Source organism: Streptomyces sp. NPDC048604 (genome assembly GCF_043199435.1).
Taxonomy (GTDB): Bacteria; Actinomycetota; Actinomycetes; order Streptomycetales; family Streptomycetaceae; genus Streptomyces.
Genome location: NZ_JBICVX010000001.1, coordinates 698324 through 718725, shown reverse-complemented (window position 1 = coordinate 718725; position 20402 = coordinate 698324). Strand labels below are relative to the sequence as shown.

Annotated in this window: 18 protein-coding genes and 2 tRNA genes; 12 read left to right on the top strand and 8 right to left on the bottom strand. The window is 70.2% G+C overall.

Annotated elements, in window-relative coordinates; translation table 11 throughout:
* Positions 1–86: 86 nt before the first annotated feature.
* The 3 genes from ACGFMM_RS03430 to ACGFMM_RS03420 form a co-directional block, all read right to left on the bottom strand.
* Positions 87–731, bottom strand: a complete 645-nt coding sequence (locus ACGFMM_RS03430; protein ID WP_393642652.1) for a superoxide dismutase — start codon at positions 729–731, stop codon at positions 87–89.
* Between the two features lie 143 nt (positions 732–874).
* Positions 875–2281: an amino acid permease gene (locus tag ACGFMM_RS03425; protein WP_393642650.1), complete on the bottom strand. Its 1407-nt coding sequence runs from the start codon at positions 2279–2281 to the stop codon at positions 875–877.
* Between the two features lie 187 nt (positions 2282–2468).
* The gene (locus ACGFMM_RS03420) at positions 2469–3890 is read right to left on the bottom strand and encodes an amino acid permease (protein WP_393642648.1); all 1422 of its coding nucleotides are present in this window, start codon (positions 3888–3890) and stop codon (positions 2469–2471) included.
* Between the two features lie 263 nt (positions 3891–4153).
* Between ACGFMM_RS03420 and ACGFMM_RS03415 the strand changes: the two genes are divergently transcribed.
* Entirely contained in the window at positions 4154–4771 is a 618-nt protein-coding gene (locus ACGFMM_RS03415) for a biotin transporter BioY (protein ID WP_393642646.1), read from the top strand.
* Positions 4772–4860: 89 nt separating this feature from the next.
* On the opposite strand, the gene ACGFMM_RS03410 is transcribed toward ACGFMM_RS03415, so the two are convergent.
* A complete protein-coding gene (locus ACGFMM_RS03410; RefSeq protein ID WP_393642644.1) occupies positions 4861–6306 on the bottom strand; it encodes an amino acid permease in 1446 nt (481 codons plus the stop codon).
* 205 nt (positions 6307–6511) lie between these two features.
* Between ACGFMM_RS03410 and ACGFMM_RS03405 the strand changes: the two genes are divergently transcribed.
* Together ACGFMM_RS03405 and ACGFMM_RS03400 are read left to right on the top strand one after the other, a co-directional pair.
* The gene (locus ACGFMM_RS03405; protein WP_393642642.1) at positions 6512–7006 is read left to right on the top strand and encodes a ribose-5-phosphate isomerase; all 495 of its coding nucleotides are present in this window, start codon (positions 6512–6514) and stop codon (positions 7004–7006) included.
* Positions 7006–7818 (top strand): Fpg/Nei family DNA glycosylase, encoded by an 813-nt coding sequence (locus ACGFMM_RS03400; protein ID WP_393642640.1) that lies wholly within the window; start codon positions 7006–7008, stop codon positions 7816–7818. The genes ACGFMM_RS03405 and ACGFMM_RS03400 overlap by 1 nt, the downstream gene beginning before the upstream one ends.
* Positions 7819–7837: 19 nt before the next feature.
* Here ACGFMM_RS03400 and ACGFMM_RS03395 read toward each other — a convergent pair whose 3' ends face one another.
* Entirely contained in the window at positions 7838–9070 is a 1233-nt protein-coding gene (locus tag ACGFMM_RS03395; protein WP_393642638.1) for a GNAT family N-acetyltransferase, read from the bottom strand.
* Positions 9071–9177: 107 nt separating this feature from the next.
* Between ACGFMM_RS03395 and ACGFMM_RS03390 the strand changes: the two genes are divergently transcribed.
* The 3 genes from ACGFMM_RS03390 (at position 9178) to ACGFMM_RS03380 (ending at position 11151) form a co-directional block, all read left to right on the top strand.
* On the top strand, positions 9178–10323 hold the full coding sequence (locus tag ACGFMM_RS03390; RefSeq protein ID WP_393642636.1) for a PP2C family protein-serine/threonine phosphatase: 1146 nt from the start codon (positions 9178–9180) through the stop codon (positions 10321–10323).
* 4 nt (positions 10324–10327) lie between these two features.
* Complete coding sequence (locus ACGFMM_RS03385; RefSeq protein ID WP_393642635.1) at positions 10328–10786, top strand: HD domain-containing protein; 459 nt, start codon at positions 10328–10330, stop codon at positions 10784–10786.
* A 170-nt stretch (positions 10787–10956) separates the two neighbouring features.
* Complete coding sequence (locus ACGFMM_RS03380) at positions 10957–11151, top strand: hypothetical protein (RefSeq protein WP_393642633.1); 195 nt, start codon at positions 10957–10959, stop codon at positions 11149–11151.
* Between the two features lie 100 nt (positions 11152–11251).
* Here the strand turns inward: ACGFMM_RS03380 and ACGFMM_RS03375 are convergent, their stop codons facing one another.
* Both ACGFMM_RS03375 and ACGFMM_RS03370 read right to left on the bottom strand, forming a co-directional pair.
* Positions 11252–11560, bottom strand: a complete 309-nt coding sequence (locus ACGFMM_RS03375) for an amphi-Trp domain-containing protein (protein WP_393642632.1) — start codon at positions 11558–11560, stop codon at positions 11252–11254.
* Positions 11561–11686: 126 nt separating this feature from the next.
* Positions 11687–11757 (bottom strand) — tRNA-Gly (locus ACGFMM_RS03370).
* 131 nt (positions 11758–11888) lie between these two features.
* On the opposite strand from ACGFMM_RS03370, the gene ACGFMM_RS03365 reads away from it, so the two are divergent.
* The 5 genes from ACGFMM_RS03365 (at position 11889) to clpX (ending at position 16539) form a co-directional block, all read left to right on the top strand.
* A tRNA-Pro gene (locus ACGFMM_RS03365) sits at positions 11889–11965 on the top strand.
* 197 nt (positions 11966–12162) lie between these two features.
* Positions 12163–13548, top strand: coding sequence for a trigger factor (gene tig / locus ACGFMM_RS03360; RefSeq protein ID WP_393642630.1), 1386 nt, complete (start codon positions 12163–12165; stop codon positions 13546–13548).
* Between the two features lie 221 nt (positions 13549–13769).
* On the top strand, positions 13770–14375 hold the full coding sequence (locus tag ACGFMM_RS03355) for an ATP-dependent Clp protease proteolytic subunit (protein ID WP_393642807.1): 606 nt from the start codon (positions 13770–13772) through the stop codon (positions 14373–14375).
* 59 nt (positions 14376–14434) lie between these two features.
* Positions 14435–15097, top strand: a complete 663-nt coding sequence (locus ACGFMM_RS03350; protein ID WP_393642628.1) for an ATP-dependent Clp protease proteolytic subunit — start codon at positions 14435–14437, stop codon at positions 15095–15097.
* Positions 15098–15255: 158 nt separating this feature from the next.
* Entirely contained in the window at positions 15256–16539 is a 1284-nt protein-coding gene (gene clpX / locus ACGFMM_RS03345) for an ATP-dependent Clp protease ATP-binding subunit ClpX (protein WP_318106826.1), read from the top strand.
* Between the two features lie 78 nt (positions 16540–16617).
* On the opposite strand, the gene ACGFMM_RS03340 is transcribed toward clpX, so the two are convergent.
* Complete coding sequence (locus ACGFMM_RS03340) at positions 16618–17586, bottom strand: hypothetical protein (protein WP_393642627.1); 969 nt, start codon at positions 17584–17586, stop codon at positions 16618–16620.
* 138 nt (positions 17587–17724) lie between these two features.
* Between ACGFMM_RS03340 and ACGFMM_RS03335 the strand changes: the two genes are divergently transcribed.
* Entirely contained in the window at positions 17725–20352 is a 2628-nt protein-coding gene (locus tag ACGFMM_RS03335; RefSeq protein WP_393642625.1) for a valine--tRNA ligase, read from the top strand.
* The last annotated feature ends 50 nt before the right edge of the window (positions 20353–20402 follow it).

Below are 20402 nucleotides of genomic sequence, written 5' to 3'. Positions count from 1 at the left end.
CTGTCGGCGCGGGGGTTCTTCTTTCATCCGCCTGCCCGGTGAAGGTTGAGAAGACGATCACGAGCAGGACGACGGGGTGGCGCGGGTCAGATCGAGATCAGCGGGACGGACGACTTGGCGGCCTGGTACCGCTTGCTCACGTCCTGCCAGTTGACGACCTGCCACATGGCCTCGATGAAGTCCACCTTCTGGTTCTTGTACTGCAGGTAGAAGGCGTGCTCCCAGGCGTCGAAGACCAGGACCGGGACGGAGCCCTGGCCCACGTTGCCCTGGTGGTCGTAGACCTGCTCGACGATCAGCCGGCCGCTGATCGGCTCGTACGCGAGCACGCCCCAGCCGGAGCCCTGGGTGGTCGCGGAGGCCTTGGTCAGCTGGGCCTTGAACTTGGCGAAGGAGCCGAAGGACTCGGTGATCGCGTCGGCGAGGTCGCCGACCCCGTCGGCGGCCAGCGGCTCGCCGCCGCCCCCGTCCTTCGGGCTGTTCATGTTGTTCCAGTAAATGGAGTGGAGGATGTGGCCGGAGAGGTGGAAGGCCAGGTTCTTCTCCAGGCCGTTGATCGAGCCCCACTGCTCCTTGTCGCGGGCCTCCTCCAGCTGCTCCAGGGTGTCGTTCGCGCCCTTCACATACGCCGCGTGGTGCTTGTCGTGGTGCAGCTCGATGATCTGCGGATTGATCACCGGCTCCAGCGCCGCGTAGTCGTACGGCAGCTCAGGAAGCGTGTAGATCGCCATGCCGGACCTTCCCGTCCTCTTATTGCACATCCTATGCAAGTGCAGGCTACCAGCAAGAAGATCACGGAGTGCGGGCGGAACGCGAAGAACCCCCGGACCGCGGGCGGCGGTCCGGGGGTTCTTCGCGCTGAGGCGCAGGAGGGTCAGGCGTCCTGGCGCTTCGCGCCCAGCTTCTGCCGGGCGAGGCCGACGGCGGCGAGGACCAGGGTCATCGCGCCCGTCGCGTACAGCTGGATACGGGTGCCCTCCTCGCGGGCCATCAGGAAGAAGATGACCGCCATGCCGGCCAGCGCCACCCAGGTCAGCGCCGGGAAGGCCCACATCCGCACGACCAGCTTCTCGGGCGCCTCACGCTCCAGGCGGCGGCGCAGCACCAGCTGCGAGGCGGCGATGAAGATCCAGACGACCAGGATCACGCCGCCGATCATGTTCAGCAGCCACGGGAAGATCGTCTCGGGGGACCAGTAGTTCAGGCCCACGCAGACGAAGCCGAAGAAGCAGGACGCGAGCACGGCCAGGCGCGGCACGCCGCCGGAGACCTTGCCCAGCACCTTCGGGCCGAGGCCGCGCTGGACCAGCGAGAAGGCGATGCGCGAGGAGCCGTAGATGTTGGCGTTCATCGCGGACAGCAGGGCGACCAGCACGACGACGTTCATGATCTGGCCGGCGGCCGGGATGCCCAGCTGGTCGAGGGCGGCGACGTACGGGCCCTTCTCCGTGACGGCCTTGTCGTTCCACGGGACGAGGGTCACGATCACGGCCATCGAGCCGATGTAGAACAGCGCGATGCGCCACATCGCGGTGCGCACGGCGCTCGCGACGCCCTTGACCGGGTTCTCCGACTCGGCGGCGGCGATGGTCACGGTCTCCATGCCGCCGTACGAGAACACCGAGGCCAGCAGACCGATGACCAGGCCCTCACTGCCGTTCGGCAGCAGGCCGCCCGCGCCGAACAGGTGGGACGTGCCGGGGGACTCGGTGCCGGGCAGCATGCCCAGGACGGCGAGCACGCCGAGGCCGAGGAAGAGCGTGATCGCGCCGACCTTCAGGGCGGCGAACCAGAACTCGAACTCGCCGAAGTTCTTCACCGCCGCCAGGTTGGCGCCGCAGAAGATCAGCATGAAGAGGGCGACCCAGGCCCACTCGGGGGTGCCGGGCAGCCAGCCGGTGACGATCTTCGCCGCACCGATGCCCTCCAGGCCCACGGCGACGCTGAGCAGCACCCAGAACGACCAGCCTGCGGTGAATCCGGCCCAGGAGCCGAAGGCGCGCTCGGCGTGCGAGGAGAACGAGCCGGAGGACGGGTACGCCGCCGACATCTCGCCGAGCATGCGCATCACCAGCATGACCAGCAGGCCGGAGAGCGTGTACGCGAGGACGATGGAGGGGCCGGCGGCTGCGATGCCGGCGCCGGAGCCGACGAAGAGGCCGGCGCCGATGACGCCGCCGAGGGCGATCATCGAGAGGTGGCGCTGCTTGAGGCCGTGGGAGAGAACCGTCGTCCCGTCGTCCTTGCGGTCGACGGGCGCGGGCGCGGTGGTCCGGGACATGGGCCTGCCCTGTTCGGAGGTTGAGACGCGGGGACCGGCACAGTCTGGGCAGCTGCACCGCTCACAGGGAACGGGTGTCCGCTATACGGGCACCGGGTTCACACAAAGTGAAGATCCCGTTTCATTTCGTACGCCCCGGTAATCCGGACCCGTTCCCTCCGCAGCCCGCGCGGCCGCGCCCGGTCGCTCAGCGTCGCCGCTCGCGCCACTCCCGTACGCCCGCCGTCAGCAGCACCGCGCCGGTCGCCGCGGCCGACCACAGCACCTGCGGGCGCGCGTCGTCGTCGGTCAGCATCAGGACAAGGACGGCGCCGATCGCGGCCAGGGCCGTCCAGCTCAGCCACGGGAAGCCCCACATCCTCAGGGTCAGCTTCTCCGGCGCCTCCCGCTCGATCCGGCGGCGCAGCTTCAGCTGCGAGACCGCGATCAGAGCCCAGACGAAGAGCAGCACCGCGCCCACGGAGTTGAGGAGATAGAGGAAGACGGTGTCCGGCCACCGCAGATTGAGCAGGACCGAGACGAAGCCGAACGCCACCGACGCGAGCACCGCCCGGCGCGGCACGCTCCCCCACTCTCGGCTTCGCTCGAGCGGGGGGACCCCCACCGGCGAGATCCGCAGCAGCCCCTTCGGGGCCTCCCGGCGCTCGGCCAGCGAGAAGATCATCCGCGAGGAGCCGTAGAGATTGGCGTTGAGCGCCGACAGCAGCGCCACGAACACCACCACGTTCATCAGCTGCCCGGCCGCCGGGATCCCGATGGCGTCGAGCACGGCCACGTACGGCGACTCGCCCGGCTTCATCGACGTCCACGGCAGCAGGGTCACGATCACCAGCATCGAGCCGACATAGAAGAAGAGGATGCGCCAGACCGCGCTGCGCACCGCGCGGGCCACGTTGCGCGCCGGGTCCTCCGACTCGGCCGCCGCGATCGTGACGACCTCCAGACCGCCGAACGCGAACACCACCGCGAGCACGCCGGAGACCACGCCCTCCCAGCCGTTCGGCAGGAAACCGCCCTGACCGGTCAGGTTCGTCAGGCCCACCGGATCGGTGTCGGGCAGCACGCCCAGGATCGCCAGGGTCCCCAGGCCGAGGAACAGCACGATCGCGCCGACCTTGAGCGCCGCGAACCAGAACTCGAACTCGCCGAAGTTCTTCACCGCCGCCAGATTGGCCCCGGTGAACACCAGCATGAAGATCAGCACCCAGGCCCACTGCGGCACCCCCGGCGCCCAGCCGTGGGCGATCCGCGCCGCGCCCGTCGCCTCCACCGCGAGGACCACGACCAGCAGGAACCAGTACAGCCAGCCCACCGAGAACCCGGCCCAGCGGCCCAGCGCCCGCTCCGCGTGCACGGAGAACGCGCCGGACGCCGGCATGGCCGCCGACATCTCGCCGAGCATCCGCATCACCAGCATCGCCAGCGCGCCCGCGATCAGGTACGAGAGCACGATCCCGGGCCCCGCGACCGCGATGCCCGCGCCCGAGCCCACGAACAGGCCCGCCCCGATCACCCCGCCGAGACCCAGCATCGTCAGATGACGCTGTTTCAGCCCGTGTGAGAGCGGCTCGGGTTCGGCGGCCAGGGTGGGCGGCGGGGCGTCGTGCATGAAGGCGGCTCGTGCTCTCGGGGCTCTCGGCGTTTATGGAGACCCCACAGTCTCTCCGTTGGACCGCCCCTGGCGCAAAATGGACCTCCTGGCGGGAGTTCCACGTGACGAGCGTCACGTGGTGCGCGGCATGATCGAGAGCCTTTGTCTGAACTCCACGAAGCCCTCAACTGCCGCTTTGTCGGCGGCAGACGGTGATCGGACGCTCACCCCTCGACTACGGTCGGTCGGGCCCGCCCGACCCCTCACCCCGCGGAGTACCGATGAGCACCGCCGCCGCCCCCGCCCGTTCCCTCCGCCCCGGCCAGGTCCTCGCCGACCTGCTCCCGTCCCCCAAGCTCTCGGCTTCGCTCGGCCGCACCCGCGACGCCGTGCTGGTCCTCGGCGGCGCCGCGCTCACCGGCCTGGCCGCCCAGCTCTCCGTGCCGGTCCCCGGCTCGCCGGTCCCGGTCTCCGGCCAGACCTTCGCCGCCCTGCTCGTCGGCACCGCCTTCGGCGCCCGCCTCGGCTTCCTCTCCCTCGGCCTGTACGCCGTCGCCGGCATGGCGGGCGTGCCGTGGTTCGCCGAGGGCGCCTCGGGCACCTCGATGCCGTCCCTCGGCTACGTCCTCGGCATGATGCTGGCCGCCACCGTCGTCGGCGCCCTGGCCCGCCGCGGCGCGGACCGCTCCGTGCTGCGCACGGCCGGCGCGATGGCGCTCGGCTCCGCGGTCGTCTACGCGGTCGGCGTGCCGTACCTGGCCCTGGCCACCGGCATGTCGCTCTCCGAGGCGGTCGCGCAGGGCCTCGTCCCGTTCCTGATCGGCGACGCGCTCAAGGCCGCGCTGGCCATGGGCCTGCTGCCCGCGGCCTGGAAGCTGCTCGGCGGCCGCGAGGGCTGACCGAGGCCCGGATCGTCGCCCGGACATGGAAAGGCTCTCCGTGCCGCAGGGGTTTCCCTGGGCGCGGAGAGCCTTCCGGCGTTACCTGATCAGTCCTCGGTGACCGGCTCCGCGTTCTTGCCGAGGCGGTCGCGCACCAGGGCGATCGCCACGACCAGGCCGGCCACGAGCAGCGACAGGACGACCTGCTCACGCGCCGAGCCGCCGTCGTAGAGCATGAAGCCCAGGACGAAGACGATCATGGCGATGGTCGCCCAGGTCAGGTACGGGAAGAGCCACATCTTCACGACCAGCTTCTCCGGGGCCTCGCGCAGGATGATCTTGCGCATGCGCAGCTGCGAGAAGCAGATGACCAGCCAGACGAAGAGCGCGATGGCGCCGGACGCGTTCAGCAGGAAGGCGAACACGGTGTCGGGCCACTTGTAGTTGAAGAAGACGGCGACGAAGCCGAAGATCACCGAGCCGATGATCGCGGCCTGCGGCACGCCCTTCGCGTTGGTCTTGGCGAAGGCCTTCGGCGCGTCACCGCGGCGGCCCAGCGAGTAGGCCATGCGGGAGGCCGTGTAGAGGCCGGAGTTCAGGCAGGACAGCACGGCGGTCAGGATGATCACGTTCATGATCTGGCCGGCGTGCGGGATGCCGATCGAGTTGAGCGCCGCGACGTACGAGCCGTCCTTCTGCAGCGACGGGTCGTTCCACGGCAGCAGCGAGACCACGACCAGGATCGAGCCCAGGTAGAAGATGCCGACGCGCCAGATCACGCTGTTGGTGGCCTTGGCGACGGCGCGCCGCGGGTCCGAGGACTCGCCGGCGGCCAGGGTGACGATCTCGCTGCCCATGAAGGAGAAGACGACCATCAGGATGCCGGTGAGGATCGCGCCGTAGCCGTTGGGCAGGAAGCCGCCGTGCTCGGTCAGGTTGCTCAGGCCCGCGGCCGAGGTGTCCGCGCCGGGCAGCACGCCGAAGATCGCGAGCCCGCCGATCACGATGAAGGCGGCGATGGCGACGACCTTGATGCCGGCGAACCAGAACTCGAACTCGCCGTAGGAGGCGACCGAGCCGAGGTTGGTGGCGGTCAGCACGACCATCACGATGAGGGCCCAGGCCCACTGCGGGACGGCCGGGAGCCAGCCGTTGAGGATGTCCGCGCCCATGGTCGCCTCGACGGCGAGCACCACGACCCAGAAGAACCAGTACAGCCAGCCGATCGAGAAGCCCGCCCAGCGACCCAGGGCCCGGTCGGCGTGGGCCGAGAAGGAGCCGGAGGTCGGGTTGGCCACGGACATCTCGCCGAGCATCCGCATGACGAAGACGACCATCGCGCCGACGAGCGCGTAGGAGAGCAGGATGCCGGGGCCTGCGGCCTTGATGCCGGCCGCGGAGCCGCCGAAGAGTCCGGCGCCGATGACGCCGCCGATGGCGATCATCGAGAGGTGGCGGTTCTTGAGACCGGCCTTGAGACCGTCGGTAGGCTGGGAATCGCCGGTGGCTCCGGTGTTCCCGCCTTCCTTCGTGAGGGTCGGCTGCGAGTTCATTAACGCTTTCCTTGCATGAGGGGAGGGCTCGGATCGCGAGCCCGAGAATGGAACACCGAGGTCGGGCGATAGCGGAAGGTCTGATTCCGGATCGTTACCGGAATCACGTCGCCCGAGCGGGGGGCCGCGGACCGGTCGCGGACCGGTCGCGGACCGTCCGACCCCGCTGACCGCTACCCCGGTCCCGCCGTGCCACACTCGGAACATGCGCGTCTACCTCGGCTCCGACCATGCCGGCTACGAACTCAAGAACCACCTCGTCGAGTGGCTCAAGGCCCATGGCCACGAGGCCGTCGACTGCGGTCCCCACATCTACGACGCCCAGGACGACTACCCGCCGTTCTGCCTGCGCGCCGCCGAGAAGACGGCCGCGGACGCGGACAGCCTGGGCATCGTCATCGGCGGTTCCGGCAACGGCGAGCAGATCGCCGCGAACAAGGTGAAGGGGGTCCGCGCCGCCCTCGCCTGGAGCGAGCAGACCGCCGCGCTGGGCCGCGAGCACAACAACGCGAACGTGGTCGCCGTCGGCGCCCGCATGCACTCCGAGGAAGAGGCGACCAAGTTCGTCGAGATCTTCCTCAGCACCCCCTACTCGGGTGACGAGCGCCACACCCGCCGCATCGAGATGCTGTCGGCGTACGAGACCGAGGGCGTCATGCCCGCGATCCCGGCCCACCACCCCCAGGAGCCGACCGCCTGATGCCCGAAGGGCACACCATCCACCGACTGGCCGCCGACCACCGGGAACGGTTCGGCGGCCGGTCCGTGCGGGTGACCAGCCCGCAGGGCAAGTTCGCCGACTCGGCGGCGCTGCTCGACGGCGGCGTCCTGGAGGAGGCCGACGCCCACGGCAAGCACCTCTTCCTCGGCTTCCCCGCGCTGGGCTGGGTCCACATCCACCTCGGCCTCTTCGGCAAGGTGAACTTCGGCGACGCCCCCGCGCCGCCGCCCACCGACACGGTGCGGCTGCGGCTCGCCGGCCCCGATTCGTACATGGACCTGCGCGGCCCGACGACCTGCACGCTGATCACGGACGCGGAGAAGCACGCGATACACGCGCGGCTGGGCCCGGACCCGCTGCGCGCGGACGACGACGCCGACCGCGCCTGGCACCGGATCAGCCGCTCCCGCACCACCATCGCCGCCCTGCTGATGGACCAGAAGGTCATCGCGGGCGTGGGCAACGTCTACCGCGCCGAGGTCCTCTTCCGCCACGGCATCGACCCGTACCGCCCGGGCAGGGACCTCACCCGCCGCGCCTGGGACGCGATCTGGGCGGACCTGGTGATGCTCATGGCCGAAGGCGTCCGCCTGAACCGCATCGACACCGTCCGCCCCGAGCACACCCCCGAGGCCATGGGCCGCCCGCCCCGGGTCGACGACCACGGCGGCGAGGTCTACGTCTACCGCCGCGCGACGCAGCCGTGCCACATCTGCGGCACGGAGATCCGCACGGCAGACCTGGCAGCAAGAAACCTCTTCTGGTGCCCAGGCTGCCAACGGGCCTGCTGACCGGTTGTGGGCGCCGCGCCTAGAACCCGTGCGGCAGCCACGGTGCAACAGGCCACCCGAACGAGACGGCCGCTTCCGTCAACGCCCCCGGCCGAAGCTCCCGCACCCGCCCGGCGGCAGCCAGCGCCGTCAACGACACGCCCCCCAGATACGCCGCCCCCAACTCCCGCACCGACAGCGCGAGATCCGCGCCGTCCTCCGTGCGGACACAGCGCACCGCCCCGCTCGCGTCAACGGTGAGCCGCCACCGTCCCTCGTTCCAGGGACAGAACGCGTCCGCGACCTCGAACACCACGTCCACCGGCGCCTGATACGCCCGCAGCGACAGCGCTGCCCCCACGTCCACCAGCCGCACATGCAGGGCGTCCCGCTGCGCCGGCTCGCAGCGCCGGATGTCGCTGACCAGGTGCTGCCACGCGTCGTCGACCGGCCGGCTGTGGATCTTCACCGACGACGTCAGGTCGATCGAGCAGAGGAACCGCCACAGCGCCGCCTCGGCCGCCGGGTCCAGCGCCCCCAGGTCCCGCAGGGTCACCGAACCGTTCGCCCCGGCGAAGCTCCACTCGGGCTTGATCGTGTACCGGGCGTACCCGACGACCTCCCCGCCCCGCTCCGCGAGCACGCACTGCAGCGGCGAGGACCCGCCCCGCTCGCCCGGCGGGTCGAGGAACGGCAGCCGCTCCCAGCCGGGCCGGCGGGCCAGCAGGCCCGGCCGTCCGGGGACGAGCCGCGCGTACACGGCCTCGCAGGCCGCCGCGGCCTTCGCCGGGTCGCTCTGCCGCAGAGTCACGTCGTCGGCGCCCTCGGGCACGGTCAGCCGCACCCGGGTGGTGTCGATCGTCGCGCGGGTCGTGTACGCGCCGACGCCGTAGCCGAAGCGTCCGTAGATCTCCGGTTCCGAGGCGGTCAGCACGGCCAGCGGCTCGCCCCAGGCCCGTACGTCGTCGAGCTGACGCCGCATCATCGAGGTGAGGATCCCGCGCCGCCGGTGCGTGGCGGCCACGCTCACCATCGTCACGCCCGCCGCCGGGACGACCGTTCCGCCCGGCACCGACAGCCGGAACGAGAACGCGCCCGCGGTGCCGACCGCCCGCTCACCGTCCCAGACCCCGATGAACCGGTCGTACTCGGTCAGCTCCCGCCAGAGCGCGCGCTCCTCGGGAGACTCGGTCACCCCGCCGAACGCGAGCTCCAGATTCGCGTACCAGTCGTCCCACTCGGCCGGGTCGAGCACCCGCAGTTCCGTCGTCATATGCCATCGATATCAGCGCCCGCACACCCCCGGCGACCCGATTTCCTGCGCAATGTCTGAGGGGTCCCCCTGCACGAGCGCCGATCGGGTGGATAGGGTCCAGGCCAATGAGAAGTCGCGCGGGAGTGGATACCTATGCGGCCCGGCTGCGCAAGAGCGCACACCGGGCCCGCGTCGGCCTGCGCAAGTCCGGGGTCGACTACTTCCGGGGCGAGGGCTCCGACTGGGTGGCGATGGCCGCGCTGCTGCTGATGATCCCCGCGATCACCTGCGGCACGCTGCTCGACCCCACCTGGTGCGCGCCCGCCGCCCTGGTGCTGCCGATCGTCGCCGGCGGGCTGCTGCTGCGCCCCGCCAGCCTGCTGGGCCTGTACGCGGCCGCCGCCGGCGCGCTGATCGTCGAGTCGCTGGTGCTCGGCCCGTACCCGCGGACCCCGGCCGCGGTCACGCCCGGCACGGTCCTCGTGGTCGCCGCCTGCGGACTGTTCGGACTGCTGCTCGCCCAGTTCCGGGCGCGGGTCGGCGTGCCCTGGCGGCGCGGCGGCACCATGCTCTTCGACCTGCGCGAACGCATCCGCGTGCAGAGCGCGCTGCCCCGGCTGCCGCAGGGCTGGCACCACGAGATGGCGCTCCGCCCGGCCGGCGGCCAGTCCTTCTCCGGCGACTTCGTCGTCGCCGCCCGCACCAACGGCGGCCGCACCCTGGAGGTGCTGCTCACCGACGTCTCCGGCAAGGGCATGGACGCGGGCTCCCGCGCCCTGCTGCTGTCCGGCGCGTTCGGCGGACTGCTCGGCTCGCTGCCCCCGCACGGCTTCCTGCCCGCCGCCAACGGCTATCTGCTGCGCCAGGACTGGGACGAGGGCTTCGCGACCTCCGTCCATCTCGTCCTCGACCTGGAGTCCGGCGACTACGAGCTGCTGTCCGCCGGACACCTGCCCGCGCTCCAGCTGCACGCGGGCAGCGGTCGCTGGGAGGAGAAGGCCGCCGAGGGCCCGCTGCTCGGCGTGTACGACGGGGCCGAGTTCCACCCGGTCAAGGGCTCGCTGCGGCCCGGCGACGTGCTGATGCTGTTCACCGATGGCCTTGTGGAGGCCGCCGACCGCGACATCGCCGAGGGCATCGACCGGCTCACCGGCGAGGCCGACCGCTATGTCGCGTCCGGCTTCGAGGGCGCGGCCTGGCACCTCATCGAGGCCTGCGCGAAGGACGTCAACGACGACCGCGCACTCCTCCTGATCACCCGGGGGGTGTGACGTGATGACCCCGATGACGCTCACCGAGATCGAGGCCCTGGCCCGCGCGGCCCACGAGGGCCAGACCGACAAGGCGGGACGCCCGTACGCCGAGCACCTGCGGGCGGTCGCCGAGGGCGTGCGCGCCCGGGGCGGCAGCGACGAGCAGATCGCCGCGGCCTGGCTGCACGACTCCGTCGAGGACCACGGGCTCACCGCGGAGCAGCTCGGGGACCTCCCCCTGCCCCGGCAGGTCAAGGACATGGTCCTCGCCCTCACCAAACGCCCGGGGGAGACCCCGGAGTCGTACGCGCAGCGGGTCCTGGCGGTCCCCGGCGCGCTCCTGGTCAAGGAGTCGGACCTGGCGCACAACGCCGACCCGGACCGGCTCGCCGTCCTCGACGCCCCGACCCGTCTGCGGCTGACCGAGAAGTACGCCCGCATGCGCGCGCTTCTCGGCCTCGATCGGAGCGATCAAGCCTAATTCCGGGGCCGGGACGCCCAGATGTCGCCGAAGTGGCCCGATCCGTACGCCGACGATTCGTCACCGGGGAACCAACCGGCCGGTGTTGGTGGCACGATGGGGGGAGCGGGGGCGCCTGAGTCGTGTGTCCCCCGGCCGGCTAGGCGGACCGACCAGGGGTGTGATCAGTTGTGGTCCTTTCACTGTCTGTGGTGCTTCTCTTGGGCATCGTCTTGGTGGTCCTGATCAGGGGCGGTTCCCTCAAAGCGGGCCCCGCGGTCGTCGCCGCCCTCTTCGGCTTCTTCCTGGCCTCGACGGGCATGGCAGACGACATCCAGCGCTTCCTCGACTCGATAGCGATGACGATCAACTCGATCAAGTTCTAGGGCGCCCGCCCCGCCCGGTCCGCCCGGGACGGAGGGCCTGAGCCGGCGGACCGGCCCAGGCCCTCGCAGTCGTGCGTGCCCGGGAATTCAGTGGTGCACGTCAGGACTTCTTGGCGGCGCCCCGCTTCGCCGGCCGGCGCCGGCCGGACGGGGCGGCCGGGGCGGAAGGCGCCGCCTCCGCCGTCGCGATCGGCCACTTGAACTCGATCTCCAGCTCGATCTCGCCGTCGCCCACCTCGACCTCGAACTCGCTGCGCAGTTCGTCGGGGATCCGCATGGTCAGCGTCACCGGACCGAGCTCGACGTCCGTCTCCCCGCCCTCCCGCAGCGCGGCCGCGAGCGCGGTGAGCTGGTCGGCGGCCTCCAGGCGGGACAGAGAGGTCTTCTGCTCGAACTTGAGGTCCTTCATCGCCGTCTCCGATCCGGCGGGAACAATGCCTAAGCCCATTGTCGTGCCGCGGGCCGGACCGGCCACCGCAAACGCCTCAGGGCCAGGCCGGAGGACGAACCTCCGGCCTGGCCCTGAGCCAAGGAGAGCGGGCGACGGGAATCGAACCCGCGTAGCTAGTTTGGAAGACTAGGGCTCTACCATTGAGCTACGCCCGCAAGCATCGCGCCGCAGGTCACGAGGGCCGCGGCACGTGGAGCATCCTAGCGGGTCCGGCAGCGCCCCCGCACGCCCCTTTCCCACGGGGCGTCGCAGCGTCCCCGGGCATGTACCCTACGTGTCGCACCGACGGGGTGTGGCGCAGCTTGGTAGCGCGTCCGCTTTGGGAGCGGAAGGCCGTGGGTTCAAATCCCGCCACCCCGACCAGCCGGATCTCCCGGGATCGCCCCGCGACCGCCCGCCGTACGAGGCGTGCGCACAAGATCGCGTTGTGGGGCGCATCGGGCTTGCGGTTACTATGCAGGCTACGCGCCCGTGTGTCTTTCTGACCGGGCCGACCGGCAGGAACCGCCGCCGAGCGGAGCCCGCCACATCCGAGAATCAGCCACCAAGGAGACCGAACCGTGAAGAGCGCCGTGGAGACCCTGAACCCGACCCGGGTTCGGCTCACTGTCGAGGTGCCCTTCGAGGAGCTCAAGGACAGCCTCGACGCGGCGTACAAGAAGATCAACCAGCAGGTCACGGTCAAGGGCTTCCGTAAGGGCAAGATCCCGGCTCGTGTGATCGACCAGCGGTTCGGTCGCGGCGCCGTGCTGGAGGAGGCCGTCAACGACGCGCTCCCGAAGTTCTACACCGAGGCCGTGAACGGGGCCGAGGTCACGCCCCTGGGCCAGCCCGAGGTCGACATCACCGAGCTGAAGGACGGCGAGCTGCTGGCCTTCACCGCCGAGGTGGACATCCGCCCGACCATCGAGATCCCGGACTACTCCGGCATCGAGATCACCGTCGACTCCGTCGAGGTCACCGACGAGGACATCGAGAAGTCGGTCGAGCAGCTCCGCGAGCGCTTCGCCTCCACCTCCCCGGTCGAGCGCGCCGCCGCCGAGGGCGACGTCGTCACGATCGACCTCGAGGCCAAGGTCGACGGCGAGGTGCTGCCCGACGGCGTCGCCGAGGGCGTCTCGTACACCATCGGCTCCGGCGAGCTCCTCGACGGCATCGACGAGGCCGTCACCGGCCTGGAGGCCGGCGGCGAGGCCACCTTCACCTCGCAGCTGAAGGGCGGCTCCGCCGAGGGCAAGGACGCCGAGGTCACCGTCAAGGTCACCGCCGTCGCCGCCCGTGAGGTCCCCGCGCTGGACGACGACTTCGCCCAGCTCGCCTCCGAGTTCGACACCCTCGACGAGCTGAAGGCCGACGCCCGTACGCGCCTCGAGAACCAGAAGCAGTTCGAGCAGGCCACCCAGGCCCAGGAGCGCGTCCTCGACGCCCTCATCGAGCTGGTCGACGTCCCGATGCCGGAGAAGCTGCTCGAGGACGAGATCAACACCCGCAAGCACAACCTCGAGCACCACCAGCTCGGCCAGATGGGCCTCAGCCTCGACAAGTTCCTGGAGCTCCAGGGCAAGACCGCCGAGGAGTTCCAGGCGGAGACCGAGGCGCAGGCCAAGAAGGGCATCAAGACCCAGTTCATCCTCGACGAGCTGGTCGCCAAGGAGAAGCTCAGCGTCAGCCAGGAGGAGCTCACCGAGCACCTGCTGCGCCGCGCCGCCTCCTCCGGCATGAGCCCCGACCAGTTCGCCCAGGCCGTCGTCGAGGGCGGCCAGGTCCAGATGCTGGTCGGCGAGGTCGCCCGCGGCAAGGCCCTCGCGGTCGTCGTCGAGGCTGCCAAGGTCGTCGACACCAAGGGCGAGGTCGTGGACCTCTCCGAGGACGAGGACGAGGTCGAGGAGGCCGCCGAGGTCGTCGAGGCCGCCGTCGACGCCGACGCCGAGGCCGAGGTCAAGTAAGCCCGCAGGGAAGGGGCCCGGACGCGTGTGCGTCCGGGCCCCTTCCCCGTTCCCAAACGGGCCTTGACAGCTTGCGCTCCGAGCGAACAGTTCGGGAACCGGGATGGCGTTGTCCTACCTGGGCGTTAGGGTCCATGAATACGAGGGCAGCGCCCTCCGAACGAGACGCTGAGACGGCACGTGGCCGTCGGAGACGAGCAGGTGGATACGTGACGAATCTGATGCCTTACGCCGCGGGTGAGCCGTCCATCGGTGGTGGCCTCGGCGACCATGTCTACAACCGGCTGCTCGGCGAGCGGATCATCTTCCTCGGCCAGCAGGTCGACGACGAGATCGCCAACAAGATCACCGCGCAGATGCTCCTCCTGGCGGCCGACCCGCAGAAGGACATCTACCTCTACATCAACAGCCCCGGTGGCTCCGTGACGGCCGGCATGGCCATCTACGACACCATGCAGTACATCCCGAACGACGTCGTCACCATCGGTATGGGCATGGCGGCCTCGATGGGCCAGTTCCTGCTCACCGGCGGCGCCGCGGGCAAGCGCTTCGCCCTGCCGAACACCGACGTCCTGATGCACCAGGGCTCCGCCGGCATCGGCGGCACGGCCTCGGACATCAAGATCCAGGCCGAGTACCTCCTGCGGACGAAGAAGCGCATGGCCGAGATCACCGCGCTCCACTCCGGCCAGACCGTCGAGACGATCATCCGCGACGGCGACCGCGACCGCTGGTTCACCGCGGACGAGGCCAAGGAGTACGGCCTCATCGACGACATCATCACCCACGCCGCGGGCGTTCCCGGCGGCGGCGGCACGGGCGCCTGAGCCCGGCCGCTGAAGAGCCCCAGCCCCCGCCGAACGCCACCAGGACGGTGAACATCCAGATGCAGAACAACCTCTCCCCGAGCGGTCTCCACACCGGCGCGCCGATGGACAACCGGTACGTCGTCCCCCGCTTCGTCGAGCGCACCTCGCAGGGCGTGCGCGAGTACGACCCGTACGCGAAGCTCTTCGAGGAGCGCGTGATCTTCCTCGGCGTGCAGATCGACGACGCCTCCGCCAACGACGTCATGGCGCAGCTGCTGTGCCTGGAGTCGATGGACCCGGACCGGGACATCTCGATCTACATCAACAGCCCCGGCGGCTCCTTCACGGCGCTCACGGCCATCTACGACACGATGCAGTTCGTGAAGCCCGACATCCAGACGGTCTGCATGGGCCAGGCGGCCTCCGCCGCGGCCGTGCTGCTCGCCGCCGGCACCCCCGGCAAGCGGATGGCCCTGCCGAACGCCCGTGTGCTGATCCACCAGCCCTCCGGCGGCACCGGCCGTGAGCAGCTCTCCGACCTGGAGATCGCGGCCAACGAGATCCTGCGGATGCGCAGCCAGCTGGAGGAGATGCTGGCGAAGCACTCCTCGACGCCGATCGAGAAGATCCGCGACGACATCGAGCGTGACAAGATCCTGACGGCCGAGGACGCGCTCGCGTACGGCCTGATCGACCAGATCGTCTCGACCCGCAAGAGCACGGCCGCCTCGGCAGCCTGACGCTCGACCTTCCCCTGGCACGGTCCGCCCGGAGCACCCGCTTCGATGTGAACCGTGCCAAGGGGGGCCCGAACGGGGGGCCCGGCAAGGTACCGTCGGATATGAGGCACCAGGAGTCGGCTGAACCAAGCCGCTCCCAGGCGAAGGGGAAGCACCTCGTGGCACGCATCGGTGATGGCGGCGACCTGCTCAAGTGCTCGTTCTGTGGAAAGAGCCAGAAGCAGGTGAAGAAGCTCATCGCAGGCCCCGGTGTGTACATCTGCGACGAGTGCATCGACCTCTGCAACGAGATCATCGAGGAAGAGCTCGCCGAGACGAGCGAGGTGCGGTGGGAGGAACTCCCCAAGCCCCGCGAGATCTACGAGTTCCTGGAGGGGTACGTCGTCGGGCAGGAGCCCGCGAAGAAGGCCCTCTCCGTCGCGGTGTACAACCACTACAAGCGCGTCCAGGCCGGCGAGAACGGCGGCGCGCAGGGCCGGGACGACGCCATCGAACTGGCCAAGTCCAACATCCTGTTGCTGGGCCCCACGGGCTCCGGCAAGACGCTGCTGGCCCAGACGCTCGCGCGCATGCTCAACGTCCCGTTCGCCATCGCCGACGCGACGGCGCTGACGGAGGCGGGCTATGTCGGCGAGGACGTCGAGAACATCCTGCTCAAGCTGATCCAGGCGGCCGACTACGACGTCAAGAAGGCCGAGACCGGGATCATCTACATCGACGAGATCGACAAGGTCGCGCGGAAGAGTGAAAACCCTTCCATCACCCGCGACGTGTCGGGCGAGGGCGTCCAGCAGGCCCTGCTGAAGATCCTGGAGGGCACCACCGCCTCCGTGCCGCCGCAGGGCGGACGGAAGCACCCGCACCAGGAGTTCATCCAGATCGACACGACGAACGTGCTCTTCATCGTGGGCGGCGCCTTCGCCGGCCTGGAGAAGATCATCGAGTCGCGGGCGGGCGCCAAGGGCATCGGCTTCGGGGCGACCATCCGCTCCAAGCGCGAGATCGAGGCGAGCGACCAGTTCCAGGAGGTCATGCCCGAGGACCTGGTGAAGTTCGGCATGATCCCCGAGTTCATCGGCCGTCTGCCCGTCATCACGAGCGTCCACAACCTCGACCGCGAGGCCCTGCTGAAGATCCTCGTCGAGCCGCGCAACGCGCTGGTCAAGCAGTACCAGCGGCTGTTCGAACTCGACGGCGTGGAGCTGGACTTCGACCGCCCGGCGCTCGAGGCCATCGCCGACCAGGCGATCCTGCGCGGCACCGGCGCGCGCGGCCTGCGGGCCATCATGGAAGAGGTCCTGATGTCGGTGATGTACGAGGTCCCGTCCCGCAAGGACGTGGCCCGCGTGGTCATCACCGCCGACGTCGTCCACAACAACGTCAACCCGACGCTGGTGCCGCGGATCGTCAAGAACGACGGCCGCCACGAGAAGAGCGCGTAACCGCACGGGATCCGAGCGCAAGGGGCGCCCGGCCGGAACTCCAACCGGCCGGGCGCCCCTCTGCGTCGGGCTCGCGGATCAGCCCTTGGTGCGGGCCGTCGCGTACAGCTTCGCGGTGAGGTCGGCCACCTCGGACTGCGCCACGGTCTGACCGGTCACCGCGCCGGCCAGGTCGAGGACATTGGCCGCGCCGAGCGTCGAGTAGTCCGCCCAGGCGCAGGTGGGGGCCTGCAGCTCGCTCGGTTCACCCGGCTTGGTGGGACCGGAGCTGGTCATCTTGACCATCTGGCACTTCATGAGCGCGCCCTCGAAACCGGCCGGCTCCACCGTCTCCGGGCTGCCGATCGGCTCGATCTTGAGACCGGCCTCCAGGCTGGAGCTGTTCTTGCCGATGCTCGCGAAGTAGGTGTCCAGCGCCTTCTCGGGGTCGGCGATCTCGCCCCAGAGCCCGCTGAACGTGAGCTGCTTGCCCTTCATCGGCTGGCCGTTGTGGTACTGCGCGACGGTCTGCGAGGGGTTGAGGATGCCGAAGGCCTCGGCCCGCGTCTTCTGCTCCCCGGTCAGCGGCCCCGACTTGTCGTTTCCGCCCTCGTTCTTCTTGTACTCGCCGACGGTCGCCGGGGCGGCGATCTTGTAGCCCTTGGTGTCGTCGCTCACACCGCCGCCGCCGATGCCGCCACCGCCGCCGCGGCCGAACACGAAGTACGCGCCGACGCCGAGCGCCGCGACCACCGCGACCACGGCGACGATCGCGCCGGAGCGCTTCTTCGGCGCGGGCGGCGGGTAACCGGGGCCGCCCTGGCCGTACTGCGGCTGCTGGCCGTAGGGGCTGGGCTGCTGGGGCTGCCCGTAGGGGCCGGGCTGGCCGTACGGAGCCTGCGGCGGCACCCCGGGCTGCGGGTAGCCGTACCCGGGCTGAGGCGCCTGCGGCGGATACCCGTAGCCGGGCTGGGGGGCCTGCGGCGGCTGGCCGTAGGGACCGGGCTGGCCGTACGGCCCGGGCTGCTGCGGCGGACCACCGTACGGTCCCGGCTGGTTGTAGCTCATTAAGGGCTTCCCCTCACAGGATGTTTATGCGTAGCGAACATCCTGGCGGAACCGCTGCCCCGCAGGGGCGGTGGGGGGTACACCGTTACCGAACCATCTCGTTTCGGGGCCGCCCCGGGAGACTCCTAGACTGGCCCCGTGACCGAAAACGCTCAGCAGCAGCCCGCAGCCGCCACCCCCACCGAACTGCCGACCCAGTACGCACCGGCCGAGGTAGAGGGGAAGCTGTATCAGCGCTGGGTGGAGCGCGGTTACTTCGAGGCGGACGCCGACAGTGGGAAGCCGCCGTACACCATCGTCATCCCCCCGCCGAACGTCACCGGCTCGCTCCACCTGGGCCACGCCTTCGAGCACACGCTGATCGACGCCCTCACCCGCCGCAAGCGGATGCAGGGCTACGAGACGCTGTGGCAGCCGGGCATGGACCACGCCGGCATCGCCACCCAGAACGTCGTCGAGCGCGAGCTCGCCAAGGAGGGCAAGTCCCGCCACGACCTGGGCCGTGAGGCGTTCGTCGAGCGCGTCTGGCAGTGGAAGGCCGAGTCCGGCGGCCAGATCTCCGGCCAGATGAAGCGCCTGGGCGACGGCGTCGACTGGTCCCGCGAGCGCTTCACCATGGACGAGGGCCTGTCGCAGGCCGTCCAGACCATCTTCAAGAAGCTCTACGACGACGAGCTGATCTACCGCGCCGAGCGCATCATCAACTGGTGCCCGCGCTGTCTCACGGCGATCTCGGACATCGAGGTCGAGTACCAGGACGACGACGGCGAGCTCGTCTCCATCCGGTACGGCTCCGGCGACACGGAGATCGTCGTCGCCACCACCCGCGCCGAGACGATGCTCGGCGACACCGCCGTCGCCGTCCACCCGGACGACGAGCGGTACAGGCACCTGGTCGGCACCGAGATCGAGCTGCCGCTGACCGGCCGCCGCATCCCGGTCGTCGCCGACACGCACGTCGACCCCGAGTTCGGCACCGGCGCCGTCAAGGTGACCCCGGCGCACGACCCGAACGACTTCGAGATCGGCCAGCGGCACGGCCTGCCGAGCCTCGCGGTCATGGACGAGCGCGCCATCATCACCGCCCACGGCCCCTTCCAGGGCCTGGACCGCCTGGAGGCCCGCTCCGCCATCGTCGGCGCGCTGCGCGCCGAGGGCCGGATCGTCGCCGAGAAGCGCCCGTACACCCACTCCGTCGGCCACTGCTCGCGCTGCAAGACCACCATCGAGCCGCGGCTGTCGATGCAGTGGTGGGTCAAGGTCGGCCCGCTGGCCCAGGCCGCCGGCGACGCCGTCCGCGACGGCAGGGTCACGATCCACCCGCAGGAGATGGAGAAGCGGTACTTCGACTGGGTCGACAACCTGCACGACTGGTGCATCTCGCGCCAGCTGTGGTGGGGCCACCGCATCCCCGTCTGGTACGGCCCGAACGGCGAGGTCGTCTGCGTCGGACCCGACGAGCAGCCTCCGAGCGGCGAGGGCTGGCACCAGGACACCGACGTCCTCGACACCTGGTTCTCGTCCGGCCTGTGGCCGTTCTCCACGCTGGGCTGGCCCGAGCAGACCAAGAGCCTCGAGAAGTTCTATCCGAACTCCGTCCTGGTCACCGGCTACGACATCCTCTTCTTCTGGGTCGCCCGGATGATGATGTTCGGCCTCTACGCGATGGACGGCACCCCGCCGTTCCACACCATCGCCCTGCACGGCATGGTCCGTGACCAGAACGGCAAGAAGATGTCGAAGTCCTTCGGCAACGTGGTCAACCCGCTGGACTGGATGGACGCCTACGGCTCCGACGCCGTCCGTTTCACCCTGGCCCGCGGCGCCAACCCGGGCGTCGACGTCCCGATCGGCGAGGACTGGGTCCAGGCCTCCAGCAAGTTCGCCAACAAGATCTGGAACGCCACGCGCTTCGCGCTGATGAACGGCGCGACGATCGAGGGCGAGCTGCCGGCCCCCGACCAGATGTCCGCCACGGACCGCTGGATCCTGTCGCGGCTGAACAAGACGGTCGCCGAGGTCGACGCGTTCTACGACGACTACCAGTTCTCGAAGCTGTCCGAGGCCCTCTACCACTTCGCGTGGGACGAGGTCTTCGACTGGTACGTCGAGCTGTCGAAGACGACCTTCTTCGCCGGCGGCGAGGGCGCCCGGGTCTCCGGCCGGGTCCTCGGCGAGGTCCTCGATGTCATGCTCCGCCTGCTGCACCCGGTGGTCCCCTTCGTCACCGAGACGCTGTGGACCACGCTGACCGGCGGCGAGTCCGTCGTGATCGCCGACTGGCCGAAGGACTCGGGCTTCCGCGACGAGGCCGCCGAGCGGGAGATCGCGCTGGTCCAGCGGGTCATCACCGAGGTCCGCCGCTTCCGTAAGGAGCAGGGCCTCCAGGACGCCCAGAAGGTGCCGGCCCGCCTCACCCTCGACGGCACCGCGCTCGCCGCGCACGAGGCCGCCATCCGCCAGATCCTCCGCCTCCAGCCGGAGGCCGAGGGCTTCGCCGCCACCGCCACCCTGCCGGTGGCCGGCGCGGAGGTCGCGCTCGACCTGTCGGGCACGATCGACGTGGCCGCCGAGCGCAAGCGCCTCGCGAAGGACCTGGCCGCCGCCGAGAAGGAGAAGGCGCAGGCGCAGGGGAAGCTGGGCAACGAGGCCTTCCTGGCCAAGGCCCCGGACAACGTGGTCGACAAGATCCGCACCCGCCTCGCCAAGGCGGACGAGGACATCGCCCGGATCCAGGCGCAGCTGGAGCGGCTGCCCCAGGCGTAAGCACAGGTGAGAGGGGTCGGAACCATACGGTTCCGACCCCTCTGGCGTTC